Genomic DNA, 12,645 nt, shown 5'->3' with positions numbered 1-12,645 from the left:
ACGTGGAGGAAGTACTAAAATCATTATTTGAAACGATTGAAAATCGAAAACAAAGTCCGCTGCAAGGTTCATATACAAATTATTTATTAACAAAAGGGGAAGACAAAATTTTAAAGAAAATTGGGGAGGAATGTACGGAAGTTGTCATTGCTGCGAAAAACGATAATAAAGAAGAGATTATTAAAGAGATGGTGGATGTATTGTATCACTGCTTCGTTTTGTTAGTAGCAAAAAATATTTCATTAGAAGAAATCGAAAAAGAAGTGAGAGAAAGAGAAGGGAAGGTATCAAAAACAGAAGAGCGAAAAGAGATTGATACATTGTAGGGAGGAGGATAAATGAAAGTTGATTATTACCTTCACTTAGTATTCCATTAGAAGGCTGGAGATTTGATAATCTAGATATGAAAGAATATTTTCATCATGATGAACTGCGTGCATGATATGATACGTTTTTTACAACTGTTGAAAAAGCAATTCGCTCGGAGTTATTTTATATAATTGCTCATCTCAATCATATAAAAGTGTTTCATTATCGTTTAGATGAAAATGAGTAACTACTTTATTGTAAAAAAATTACATAAGTGTTGCTTGAAACAGATACAGCGGCTGAGAGAAATGCGGGATTGTATGATCGTTATCCAGTGCGAGAGATGTGTCCAAATCCTCTTTATTTACAAATTTTCATGCAGCAACAAGTGCCGATTACCATTTCAGCAGATGCACACTATCTAAATGATTTAGGACGGTGCGTGGATGGCGACATTTCAGAAGCGAGTAAAAGTGATGAAATGAATCGAAGAGCAGTAGAACAGCTTAAATAAAAAAATGATTTTGTGATGAAAACTCTTCTTTTTGCTCACACTATAAAAGAATGAAAAGGAGGGTTTTTTATGTCAAAACAACAACCAAATCAAAAGACAAAAGGAATGAATCAAAGCTATACTTCTCAAACAAATGAAGAAGTTGATTCTGTTATTCAAGAGCAAATTAGCGATACGGTAGCTGAAGGAACAATTGATGCGAAACTTCAGAAACAATCAAATGAAGCGCAGTAAATAAAGAGGAGAACGATTCGTCTCCTCTTTATTTTTTGAAAAAGTGTCGATTTCCTAAACGATAATCAAATTTCTTGGCTTTTTTCATATATATTTTTTACAATAAATGAGGAAGTGTTCATTTTTGAAATAGAAGAGGTGCTTATTTTGGCAAAAATATTAGTAGCAGGTAAAATTCCAGAAATCGGATTACAATTATTAAAAGAACATGATGTAGAAATGTATGATGGAGAAGAATTAATCTCTGCCCAGGAATTAACAAAGCGTGTCCAAGATAAAGATGCTTTATTAAGTTTGCTGTCTACGAAAGTGACAAAAGAGGTCATTGATGCAGCACCGCATTTGAAAATTGTAGCAAACTACGGCGCTGGATACGACAATATCGCTTATGAATATGCAGCGGAAAAGGGAATTCTTGTTACGAACACGCCGAAAGTGTCTACAGAAGCGACAGCAGAATTAACATTTGCGCTTCTATTAGCAGCGGCAAGAAGAATTCCAGAAGGTGATACGTTATGCCGTACAACAGGGTTTAATGGCTGGGCTCCACTATTCTTTCTTGGAAGAGAAGTATATGGGAAAACAATTGGAATCATCGGTCTTGGAGAAATTGGAAAAGCGGTTGCGAAACGCGCAAAAGCATTTGGCATGAATGTGCTTTATACGGGACCAAATCGAAAACAAGAAGCTGAGCGAGAATTAGATGCTACATATGTATCGCTAGAACAATTATTACAAACAGCAGACTTTATTACAATTAACTGTTCATATAACAAAAGTTTGCACCATATGATAGATGAAGAACAATTTAAAATGATGAAAAAAACGGCGTATCTTATTAATGCAGCTCGTGGTCCAATTATAAATGAGTTAGCGCTTGCCCATGCATTAGAAACAAATGAGATTGAAGGCGCAGCTCTTGATGTATTTGAATTTGAACCGAAAATTACAGAACAATTAAAGGGATTAAAAAACGTTGTTCTTACCCCTCATGTTGGAAATGCAACATTTGAAACAAGAGACGCTATGGCGGAAATGGCAGTGCGAAATATTTTAGCTGTATTAAAAGGAGAAGAAGCACTAACACCTGTAAATTCAAAAATAGTAGTAACAAAATAAGAGAAGTCTTCCTCATTGAGGAAGACTTCTCTTATTTTGTTTTGTTAGCTCTTTTTTTATGAGACGGTCTCTGTCGAATAAATTGAGATAACATATACAAAATATAAAGAGGAATGGCAATAAATAGAAAAACAGAAATATTACCAAAACTTGTCTTATACATTGTATAAATGATACCAATTAAAAATAATGTAATAATGATACTATAGCGTGGAATTGGCACATCTTTAAGACTAGGGATACGAATGCGGCTTACCATTAAAAATGCGAACGTTACAAATACTGTAATGAGAACGATTTTAGGAATGGTATGTGAGAACAATGTTAAGAAAGCAACAAGTCCTCCTGCAGCAGTAATTGGAACACCAGTGAAATACTTCATAGAAGTAGATGAAGGTGTCACGTTAAATCGAGCTAAACGATATGCCCCGAAAAGAGGAAATAGCCCAGCTATGTATAGTCCGATAATCCCATAATTTGAAAAAGATGTATAGTACATTAAAACGGCAGGTGCAGCCCCAAATGTCACAACATCTGCTAATGAATCAAGTTCTTTTCCGAGTTGTGAATCGACACGTAATAAACGAGCAACTCGACCATCAAGACTATCTAGCATCATCCCGATGAGTACTAAAATAGCAGCTGATTTATAATAACCTAAAGATGCATAGCCGATTGACAAAAATCCACTATATAAATTTCCGAGCGTAAATAAGTTTGGAATTGCTGCCCTATACAAAATATGATCCCTTGCTTTCTGTTATAAATTCTTAATTAGTGTATGAAAGTTTACTTATTTTATCATACCATAAATTTCTTTATCATACGAAAAAAATTCTCAAATTGCGAAAGGTTTTACAACAAAATATGTGAAACATTATATTGTAAAATAATGTTATTAAAAAGGGAGAATTCTATATATATGACTGTTTCACCAGTTCCAGCAATGAAACAAAAAAGCCCATGCCGTTTTTATTTCAGCATGGGAAAAAATAAGCACTTTCCTAAGTTATTCAAATTGCGTCGTCATGGTTCCTGTTTCATATTGATTATGAGAATCAAAGCGTAGTAAATCACCATAAATAATCTTATCTGAGTAATTTAATTCTGTTTTTGCTTTTTCAAGATACGGCTGACAGAATGAGAGATCAGTTGGTTCGCCAGTACTTTTTTTGTAGCATATATTTTTTGTATAAATGTAGTCATTTGTCACAAAACTACCGTCCCGCATAATCATAAGCGGATTTGTGTTGTTCAGAAATAAATCAGTACCAAATTCGATTGATTTCTTTGTTTTTATGCCAAGTAAATGTAGTAAAGTTGGTTTTAAATCAATCTGGCCTGAAACTTTAGAAATTACTTTTCCTTCTTGTCCTGGTATATGAATAATGAGTGGGACACGTTGCAATTGCATAGAATCAAAAGGGGTAATAGTATCTTTTCCAAGAAACTGAGCCATTGCCGCATTATGATTTTCTGAAATGCCATAATGATCTCCGTAAATGACAATAATAGAATTATCATATAGTCCTTCTTCTTTTAAACGATTAATAAATAGTTTAATAGCTTCATCTGTATAACGAACAGTTGGAAAATAACGATTGAGAACGCCGCTTTCCGAATTATATTCACTAATATATTGGTCTTCTGGATTTAAAAGAAACGGAAAATGATTTGTAAGAGTAATAAATTTTGTATAAAAAGGCTGCGGTAAAGATTTTAATTTTGAAATAGATTGTTCAAAGAATTCCTTATCTTTTAATCCCCAACCGACAGACATTTGTTCCGTTCCTACATAATCATTTAAATGAAAATAACGATCGTATCCAAGCGCTGGATACATAATGTCACGATTCCAAAATGTTTTATCATTTGAATGGAAGACAGCAGAATAATAACCATATTTTTTAAGTTGTTCTGGAGTTGCTGTATACTCATTTGTTGCATGAGTAAAGAAGACAGAACCGCGATCTAATGGATAAAGTGAATTCTCAACGATAAATTCTGCATCCGATGTTTTACCTTGTCCAGTTTGATGATAAAAGTTGTCGAAATAGTAACTATCTTTAATGAAACGATTTAAAAATGGAGTAATTTCTTTGCCGTTCATTTTTTTGTTAATAACAAAATTTTGTGTAGACTCCATTGAAATTAAAATGACATTTTTTCCTTTTGCAATACCGAACAACTCTTTATCAAATCCTGCATCTTTTGTGTCTACATAGTTTTTAATTTCAGAAAAGCCATTTCCGCTCGCAAATACACGCTCGGCAGAACTTTTTGATTGAAGTGTAATATCAAATACATGATATGTGTATAACCCTAAATTTTTAACGACTGTTTGTCGATCAAAAGATCTTGAGAACAACTGTGGTTTATAAATGATCGATACAATGAGCTGTAATGCTAATAAAGCTGTAATACCACCGAAAAAGGTTCTCTTTTCTATTTTTGATAACGGTGTTGTATCGCAGAACTTCGGAAACTTACGTGAAAGAAACATTAAGATGATTGCATCTGCAAATAAAAGTAATGTTTTATACGTAAAGAGTTCTTTAATACTTGTTCCTAAATCAGCCATATTATTCGTTTGGAATAAAACAGGAAATGTAACAAAATCATTATAAAATCCGTAAAACATTGCATTCCCAAATAAAATGAAGGAAAAAATAAAGCTAATTCCGATAATAAGTCGATTTCGATACTTCGATGCAAGCAGTGCGAACCCAAAGAATAATAGTAAAGAAGCTAGTGGGTTGAATAAGAGCATGATTTCTTCAAAGAAATTATCAATTTTAATATCGAAGGCTAGCTTGTACACAATATATGTTTTCATCCATAATAAAACGACTGCGACAAGCGCAAATCGTAATTTTGGAAACAAGTGTTGTAGCATAGTATACTCCTTTCTTATATTTATGACAGTTCTCGTGATTGTACTTTGTTAAGTAGAAGCTTCACTTTATATATACGAACAGCCTTATATGATTATGATTATTGTACTATGTGTACCATTATACGAGAAGAGAAACGAATTGTGGATGCTTTTTATGAGAATCGATTAGAAAAAGAGAAGTGGGAGACAATAAAATGAAATGATACTCATGCAAAGAACGGAATAAAATATTGCATGAGAATAGGAGGGTATAATGAAAAAAATAATGTATTTCGTACTATGTAGTATCTGCATTGTATGTTCTGTTCCTGGATCAGCTGCTGCTCAATACAATGTTCCTTTGCTGGAAGATGCTCTTTACTCGGTATTGTTCCCGCAAATAAACGCTGCAATGGAAAAGCATTATGGAAAATTAAAGCCGTATGATTGTCCGAAAATCGTTAGTTTAAAAAAACTTTATAGCGGTACATATGTATTTCAAGCGGTCATTGAAGTAACGAAATATGAACCAGGCACAGGGGGAGAAAAAGTTCCTCCTTTTGAGAAAGTCAACGTCACTTTTAATAATGAAGAGGGGGAGTGGAACGTAACAAAGGTGGAGGTAAAGCGTTTGCCAAATCATACAAAAATAAATTGTAAGAAATAGTTTGACAAATAAATTATTTCTTTGGTATTGTTAATAGCAACATAAGATGTTTGACAAATGAATAGACTTACCTCATCTACTCTCAAAGGTAGAGGCCGCGATAGGAAAGAGTAAACTATAGGAGATTGAGTGGAATCGCTGATTATAGTCTGAAAGGGACTGTCGCCGAAATATAAGAATAACCACATTATTCGTATATTGGGACTATATTGAATAAATGTAGTACTGTCATAAGATTTATTTTATTTTTATGGAGAGCTATTTGGAGATGTTGATGCGGTTTCTTATTTGAGAAGATAACAACTTGTTTATTTTTTCAATATGTATAATTTCTAATAAGAAACGCGTGTGAACATTGTTCCGCGCGTTTTTTATTTATCCCGTATTAACAAGTAGTAAACCTCCTGCCTGAAGATTCAAGAAAGAACAAGGAAGATAGGTGGGAGATGAACTGCCTGTAACAGCCTGATTGGTGAGAGCTCATAATCAGTAGGGAATGAAGCTCCCCATTGATGAAAGGTTCACTTTATCTAAAAGCGTGCTGCAATGAATAGAGGATTGGGGTTATGAGTTTTAGAGAAAATAAGGGAGGAATTTACATGTATTTACACGGCACGAGCCAGATTAATGAACAAGGACACTTAGAAATTGGAGGATGCGATACAACGCAGTTGGCGAAACGATATGGGACACCGCTTTATGTATATGATGAAACTGCAATTAGGGAAAATTGTCGTGCGTTTCACTATGCTTTTCAAAAAAGTGGGTTCTCTTATCAAGTAGCATATGCAAGTAAGGCGTTCTTGTGCATGGAGATGTGCCGAGTAGCATTAGAGGAAAATATGTCTTTAGATGTTGTTTCGGGCGGAGAGTTATATACCGCTTTACAAGCAGGATTTCCAGCATCACGCATTCATTTTCATGGGAATAATAAAACAGAAGAAGAAATGAGAATGGCGCTAGAAGCAAATATTGGATGTTTTGTAGTAGATAACTTTTTTGAATTAGAAGTATTACATGATTTAGCAGAGCAGTATAAAAAAATTGTGAATATATTGATTCGTGTCACACCTGGTGTAGAGGCGCATACACATGAATATATCACAACAGGTCAAGATGATTCGAAATTTGGTTTTGGCGTTTCAAATGGGCAAGCAATGCAAGCGATTGAACGTGCATTAGAAAAATCAAATTATAATGTGTTAGGTATACATTCACATATTGGTTCGCAAATTTTTGAAACAGCAGGTTTTATTCGTGCGATTGAAGTATTACATCATTTTTTAGAAGAAGTAAAAACAAAAACGAGCTATACAATTTCGGTGCTGAATGTAGGGGGCGGATTTGGTATTCGTTATACGGAATCGGATACACCACTTACTCATGCTGCGTATGTGCAAGCTGTAACAGATGCGGTAAGAGAGCGATTTACAGCGTGTGAGTATCCACTTCCTGAAATATGGATTGAACCTGGTCGCAGTATTGTTGGTGATGCAGGAACAACACTTTATACAGTGGGGGCAATAAAAAATATTCCTGGTATTCGTAAATATGTTTCAGTCGATGGGGGAATGACAGATAATTTAAGGCCTGCATTATATGGTGCACGCTATGAAGCAATGCTTGCAAACCGTGCAAACGCAGCAAACGAAGAAGTTGTCTCAATTGCAGGGAAATGTTGTGAGAGCGGAGATATGTTAATATGGGATGTTTACCTTCCTCAAGTAGTATCTTCAGATCTATTAGCGGTATCTTGTACAGGTGCATACGGGTATTCTATGGCAAATAATTATAATCGGATTCGTAGACCAGCCGTTGTATTTACAAAAGATGGAACATCTCAAGTGGTAGTGGAACGCGAATCGTATGAAAATATAATTGGGAACGATCGCATACGTATAAAAGAGCTTATTTAAAATAAAAAAGGAGTTGTTCAAAAGTGAACAATTCCTTTTTCAAACAAAGAAATATAAAATATATCGGAAAACTAGGATTGAAAAAAATCAGAATTATGATACAATACGAATTACAAAGCTTATCAAGAGAAGCGGAGGGAACTGGCCCTATGAAGCTCAGCAACCTGCTCATAGCAGTAGCAAGGTGCTAAGTCCAGCAAAATGGCATCCATTTTGAAAGATAAGGTAACATATATTACCGAACAGTCTTTTCGAAATGGAAAAGATTTTTTTTATGAATAAAAAGGGGGGCTGTTCGTGGGAGTGCGTGGACATTTTGATGAAGTAGCTGAAAAGATTCAAACGATGCTTGCTGATATGAAATATGGTTCTATTACAATTGTTGTGCAAGATGGGAAAGTTATTCAATTAGAAAAAAGTGAAAAGGTACGCTTGAAATAAAAGCGCTGACTAGAAAAACTAGAGGCGGTTTTAATCTATTTTATTGGATTAAAACCGTCTTTTTGCTTTTTATAGGGGGAAAAACATGTTGACATATGAAACGTGGGAAGAAGACAGTATGTCTTTTTCTGAGAGAGATGAAACGAAAGGGGCGTTAGCTGTATTAGAGTGGGCGTATAAACAATATAAAGATGAAATTATATATGCGTGCAGTTTTGGGGTAGAAGGGATGGTTCTTTTACATCTTATTAATGAAGTAAATCCATTTGCTCAAGTTGTCTTTTTAGATACCAATGTTCATTTTCACGAAACGTATGCGTTAATTGAGCGAGTGCGTCAACGATTTCCAAAGTTAAATATGATTGAGAAACAACCTGGACTGACGCTCGAAGAACAAGCGGAGAAATATGGGAAAGATTTATGGAAACATAATCCTAATCTTTGTTGTAAGCTTCGAAAAATTTTACCTCTTGAAGAATCTTTAACAAATAAAAAAGCGTGGATCTCAGGATTAAGAAGGGAACAATCTGAAACGAGGAAGCATACAAAGTTTATCAATCAAGATCATCGCTTTCAATCGATTAAAATTTGTCCGCTTATTCATTGGACATGGAAAGAAGTATGGCGCTATGTATATAAACATAATTTGCCATACAATTCATTACATGACGTTGGTTATCCAAGTATAGGTTGTGAGAAATGTACATTACCTGTAGGGAAATATGGCGATTCAAGGGATGGCCGGTGGGCTGGATCCGTGAAAACGGAATGTGGACTTCATGACCAATGAAGTTTTTAGTGATCTGAAATAGAGAAAAGAAGGAGTATAGAAAAATGATTGCAACAAATTTTTTAGTAAATCGTATTGATGAAACATATGATACAGCAAATATTGTACAAGAAATTGAGCTAGATAGCATCGCTTTAAGTGACTTGGAACTACTTGCAACAGGAGGGTATAGTCCGCTTATCGGTTTTCTAGGAGAAGAAGAATATCAATCTGTTGTGGAAACAATGCGATTAACAGATGGAAGTATATGGAGTATTCCGATTACACTTCCAGTAACAGAAGAAGAAGCAAAACAATTACAGGTAGGAGAAGAAGCTTTGCTCGTAAAAGATGGCGTCACATATGGGGTCATTCAAGTAGAAGATATTTTTACACCAAATAAGGAAAAAGAGGCATTATTTGTGTATAAAACGACTGAGGATGCTCATCCAGGGGTAAAAAAATTATATGAACGTGCAAATGTGTATGTAGGTGGCGCAATCACACTTGTGAAGCGGATTGAGCATAAGAAGTTTGCTTCTTATTATCTAGATCCAAGTGAAACGCGTGAAATCTTTGAAAAGCGAGGTTGGAAAACAATCGTCGGTTTTCAAACAAGAAATCCAGTTCACCGAGCGCATGAATATATTCAAAAATCAGCACTTGAAATTGTAGATGGTTTGTTTTTGAATCCGCTTGTTGGAGAAACAAAATCAGATGATATTCCAGCAGATGTAAGAATGGAAAGTTATGAAGTACTTTTGAAACATTATTACCCAAACAATCGTGTTTTCTTAGGAGTGTTTCCTGCTGCAATGCGTTACGCAGGGCCGCGAGAGGCAATATTTCATGCATTAGTTAGGAGAAATTTTGGTTGTACGCATTTCATTGTAGGACGCGATCATGCTGGAGTAGGAAACTATTATGGTACGTACGAAGCGCAGGAGATTTTTAAACTTTTCAAAGTAGAAGAGCTAGGAATTACACCACTCTTTTTTGAACATAGCTTTTACTGCAAGAAATGCGAGGCGATGGCTTCAACAAAAACATGTCCGCATGGAAAAGAAGATCATGTCGTTTTATCAGGGACGAAAGTCAGAGAAATGCTAAGGGATGGTGACGTTCCGCCGAGTACATTTAGCCGGAAGGAAGTCATTGAAGTATTAATTCGCGGTTTACAAAAAGCGCGGTAACAAAATAAGGAGGAATGTAGACTACCATAGAAAAAAATAGTCAAATGTATGGAAGGTGTAGGGCGTGAATGTTCCCAGTGCTTGCGAAAGTGACACATCATAGGGTAGAACCTTGCGGGTCGTCTACACTGTCTGAAATGCGATAACCAAGCAAAAGCTAAAAAACGAAAGAAAGGAGAGTCTACTGAGCAGAGGAATATACAATACTAACTGAAATAGATTGTATATATGTACGGTGGGCTACATCGGAATTTACGCCTGTGGAGAGCTTGCACAAACCAAAGTAGCGAGAAAGTGGCAAAATGGGGTTCAAAGAAGCAGGAACACTCTGGATGTGTACATTTGTATACATTTTCAGTAGCAGAGAATAGCATGAACATAAATATTACGTGGCATACAGCTTCTGTTTCGAAAGAGGAGAGAAGAAAGAAGAATGAGCACCATAGTTTTGTCATTTGGTTTACGGGGTTATCAGCTTCAGGAAAGTCAACAGTAGCAAATGCAGTTGCTAGAAAATTATTTGATAGAAACATAGGGAATTATGTATTGGATGGGGATAATATTCGGCACGGTTTGAATAAGGATTTAAGTTTTTCCGAAAGGGATCGTGCAGAAAATATTCGTCGCATTGGTGAGGTTTCAAAATTATTTGTTGATCAAGGAACGATTGTACTTACAGCTTTTATTTCACCTTTTCGAGAAGATCGCCAGCAAGTGCGAGATATTTTTGAGAAAGATGAATTTATCGAAGTGTTTGTGAAATGTCCAATCGAAGAGTGTGAGAAACGAGATCCGAAAGGGTTATATGAGAAAGCGAGACAAGGGGAGATTAAGCAGTTTACAGGTATTGATTCTCCATACGAAGAACCGGAAAAAGCGGAATTAACTGTGGAAACAAACCGTTATTCTATTGAAGAGTGTGCGGAACAAATCATTCGTTATTTACAAGAACGTAGTTTCATATAGGGGGATAGATTATGAGTTATGAAAAAGTATGGGAAAGCAATGAGAAATTAAATGCGACAGAGAAAAAGAAATTAAAGAAAGATGGTTTGGAGATTTTTAAAGACATTTCATATTATGCTGAAAACGGCTTTGCATCCATTCCGAAAGAAGAATGGGATTCCTTTAAATGGGCGGGGTTATACTTGCAACGTCCAAAAGAGGCAGGGTACTTTATGATGCGTGTTAATATCCCCTCTGGTATTTTAACGAATGAACAAGTGGAAGTATTGGCTTCTATTGCAGAAGACTATGGCCGCAATGTTCTCGATATTACGACAAGACAGGCAATTCAATTTCATTGGTTACAAATTGAACAAATACCGGATATTTTCAAGCGTTTAGAAAGCGTAGAATTATCAACAGCAGGAGCGTGCGGAGATATTACAAGAAATATTATCGGAAATCCGCTTGCTGGTATTGATCGTGATGAGCTCTTTGATACGGCGCCAATTGTAAAAGACATATACGAGTTCTTTCAACATAATGAGGATTTTTCGAATTTACCACGGAAATTTAAAATGTCTATTAGTGCTAATGTATATAATGCAGCAAATGCTGAAATTAATTGTGCAGCGTTTGTGCCAGCAAAGAAAGAAATAGACGGAAATATAGTAGAAGGGTTTCATGTGCGAGTTGGCGGTGGTTTATCAGCGCGTCCTTATTTAGCGCAAGAACTTGATCTCTTTGTCCGCCCGCAGCAAGTGAAGGACGTAGCGATTGCTATTGCGACCATCTTTCGGGATTTTGGATATCGTGAAAAACGACATTTGGCTCGTTTGAAATTTTTAGTAGCAGATTGGGGACCGGAAAAATTTAAAGAAACATTACTAGAATATACAGGCCCTTTACATGGAAAGGGAAAGAGTGCTCTAAAAGGATGGAATGCTGGTTATTTTTATGGTGTGCATAAACAAAAGCAGGAAAATCTATCATATGTAGGCTTTAATGTACCTGTCGGGCGATTACATTCGGAGGAGTTCTTTGAAATTGCGAGAATTGCTAAGCAGTATGGAAATGGAGAAATTCGCACGTGTAATTCACAAAACTTCATTATTCCAAATGTGCCAGAAGAAAATGTAGAAAGTCTATTAAAAGAACCATTGTTTGAATCCATATCAGCAAGTCCAAAATCTTTCATCGGTTACGCTGTATCATGTACGGGAATTGAATATTGTAATTTAGCATTAGTGGAAACGAAAGAAAGATTACGGCAAATTGCAGATTATTTAGATACGCAACTTGCATTAGATGTCCCTGTTCGAATTCATATGGTAGGCTGTCCAAATTCATGCGGGCAACGGCAAATTGCAGATATTGGATTGCAAGGAGTAAAGCTTAAAACGAAAGAAAAAGGAATTGTTGAAGCCTTTGAAATATATGTAGGTGGAACGTTGCTTGATGGCGGTGCCTATAATCAAAAATTAAAAGGGAAAATTGATGGAGAAGATCTTTCAAATGTACTGCTGTCCTTTTTAACTTATTTTAAAGAGCATAAATTGCCGGCTGAAACATTCTATGAGTTTGTAGGTCGTGTAGGAATTGAAAATTTACAAGTGGCATTCAATACCATTATAGAAGAAGGAATTGCATCATAGGGGGCTAA

The 12,645-nt window shown here is 35.6% G+C and carries 12 protein-coding genes, 1 pseudogene and 2 riboswitches; of the genes and pseudogenes, 11 read left to right on the top strand and 2 right to left on the bottom strand.

What is annotated here, in order from left to right; genetic code table 11:
• Positions 1–2: 2 nt before the first annotated feature.
• The 4 genes and pseudogenes from hisE to MR063_RS06460 all read left to right on the top strand — a co-directional run bounded on the left by hisE (position 3) and on the right by MR063_RS06460 (position 2,176).
• Entirely contained in the window at positions 3–326 is a 324-nt protein-coding gene (hisE, locus tag MR063_RS06475; protein ID WP_242195380.1) for a phosphoribosyl-ATP diphosphatase, read from the top strand.
• Between the two features lie 47 nt (positions 327–373).
• Positions 374–787: pseudogene (locus tag MR063_RS06470) on the top strand (PHP domain-containing protein); the annotation flags it as partial.
• A 105-nt stretch (positions 788–892) separates the two neighbouring features.
• Complete coding sequence (locus MR063_RS06465; protein WP_242195378.1) at positions 893–1,057, top strand: DUF4025 domain-containing protein; 165 nt, start codon at positions 893–895, stop codon at positions 1,055–1,057.
• 147 nt (positions 1,058–1,204) lie between these two features.
• Complete coding sequence (locus tag MR063_RS06460; RefSeq protein ID WP_242195374.1) at positions 1,205–2,176, top strand: NAD(P)-dependent oxidoreductase; 972 nt, start codon at positions 1,205–1,207, stop codon at positions 2,174–2,176.
• Between the two features lie 31 nt (positions 2,177–2,207).
• Here MR063_RS06460 and pssA read toward each other — a convergent pair whose 3' ends face one another.
• Positions 2,208–2,915, bottom strand: coding sequence for a CDP-diacylglycerol--serine O-phosphatidyltransferase (pssA, locus tag MR063_RS06455; RefSeq protein ID WP_242142574.1), 708 nt, complete (start codon positions 2,913–2,915; stop codon positions 2,208–2,210).
• A gap of 270 nt (positions 2,916–3,185) precedes the next feature.
• Positions 3,186–5,072 (bottom strand): LTA synthase family protein, encoded by a 1,887-nt coding sequence (locus MR063_RS06450; RefSeq protein WP_242195373.1) that lies wholly within the window; start codon positions 5,070–5,072, stop codon positions 3,186–3,188.
• 253 nt (positions 5,073–5,325) lie between these two features.
• Between MR063_RS06450 and MR063_RS06445 the strand changes: the two genes are divergently transcribed.
• The 7 genes from MR063_RS06445 to MR063_RS06415 all read left to right on the top strand — a co-directional run bounded on the left by MR063_RS06445 (position 5,326) and on the right by MR063_RS06415 (position 12,637).
• A complete protein-coding gene (locus MR063_RS06445; protein WP_242195371.1) occupies positions 5,326–5,718 on the top strand; it encodes a DUF3888 domain-containing protein in 393 nt (130 codons plus the stop codon).
• An 81-nt stretch (positions 5,719–5,799) separates the two neighbouring features.
• Positions 5,800–5,987, top strand: a riboswitch (Lysine riboswitch).
• A 330-nt stretch (positions 5,988–6,317) separates the two neighbouring features.
• The gene (gene lysA, locus MR063_RS06440; RefSeq protein WP_242195369.1) at positions 6,318–7,634 is read left to right on the top strand and encodes a diaminopimelate decarboxylase; all 1,317 of its coding nucleotides are present in this window, start codon (positions 6,318–6,320) and stop codon (positions 7,632–7,634) included.
• A 116-nt stretch (positions 7,635–7,750) separates the two neighbouring features.
• Positions 7,751–7,861: riboswitch (SAM riboswitch) on the top strand.
• A 70-nt stretch (positions 7,862–7,931) separates the two neighbouring features.
• Complete coding sequence (locus MR063_RS06435; protein ID WP_003196202.1) at positions 7,932–8,075, top strand: YezD family protein; 144 nt, start codon at positions 7,932–7,934, stop codon at positions 8,073–8,075.
• An 85-nt stretch (positions 8,076–8,160) separates the two neighbouring features.
• Entirely contained in the window at positions 8,161–8,865 is a 705-nt protein-coding gene (locus MR063_RS06430; RefSeq protein ID WP_242195368.1) for a phosphoadenylyl-sulfate reductase, read from the top strand.
• A gap of 44 nt (positions 8,866–8,909) precedes the next feature.
• On the top strand, positions 8,910–10,037 hold the full coding sequence (gene sat, locus MR063_RS06425) for a sulfate adenylyltransferase (RefSeq protein WP_242195365.1): 1,128 nt from the start codon (positions 8,910–8,912) through the stop codon (positions 10,035–10,037).
• Between the two features lie 372 nt (positions 10,038–10,409).
• Positions 10,410–11,003, top strand: coding sequence for an adenylyl-sulfate kinase (gene cysC, locus MR063_RS06420; RefSeq protein WP_242195631.1), 594 nt, complete (start codon positions 10,410–10,412; stop codon positions 11,001–11,003).
• Positions 11,004–11,014: 11 nt separating this feature from the next.
• Positions 11,015–12,637, top strand: coding sequence for a nitrite/sulfite reductase (locus tag MR063_RS06415; RefSeq protein WP_242195364.1), 1,623 nt, complete (start codon positions 11,015–11,017; stop codon positions 12,635–12,637).
• The last annotated feature ends 8 nt before the right edge of the window (positions 12,638–12,645 follow it).

This window comes from Bacillus cereus group sp. BfR-BA-01492 (assembly GCF_022662815.1).
GTDB lineage: Bacteria > Bacillota > Bacilli > Bacillales > Bacillaceae_G > Bacillus_A > Bacillus_A cereus_BD.
This window is presented reverse-complemented; position numbering and strand designations above follow the sequence as displayed.

Coding starts and splice junctions, on each gene's coding strand:
- MR063_RS06445 (WP_242195371.1), top strand. CDS start 5,326: ATGAAAAAAATAATGTATTTCGTACTATGTAGTATCTGCATTGTATGT.
- MR063_RS06465 (WP_242195378.1), top strand. CDS start 893: ATGTCAAAACAACAACCAAATCAAAAGACAAAAGGAATGAATCAAAGC.
- MR063_RS06430 (WP_242195368.1), top strand. CDS start 8,161: ATGTTGACATATGAAACGTGGGAAGAAGACAGTATGTCTTTTTCTGAG.
- lysA (WP_242195369.1), top strand. CDS start 6,318: ATGTATTTACACGGCACGAGCCAGATTAATGAACAAGGACACTTAGAA.
- sat (WP_242195365.1), top strand. CDS start 8,910: ATGATTGCAACAAATTTTTTAGTAAATCGTATTGATGAAACATATGAT.
- MR063_RS06450 (WP_242195373.1), bottom strand. CDS start 5,072: ATGCTACAACACTTGTTTCCAAAATTACGATTTGCGCTTGTCGCAGTC.
- MR063_RS06415 (WP_242195364.1), top strand. CDS start 11,015: ATGAGTTATGAAAAAGTATGGGAAAGCAATGAGAAATTAAATGCGACA.
- cysC (WP_242195631.1), top strand. CDS start 10,410: ATGAACATAAATATTACGTGGCATACAGCTTCTGTTTCGAAAGAGGAG.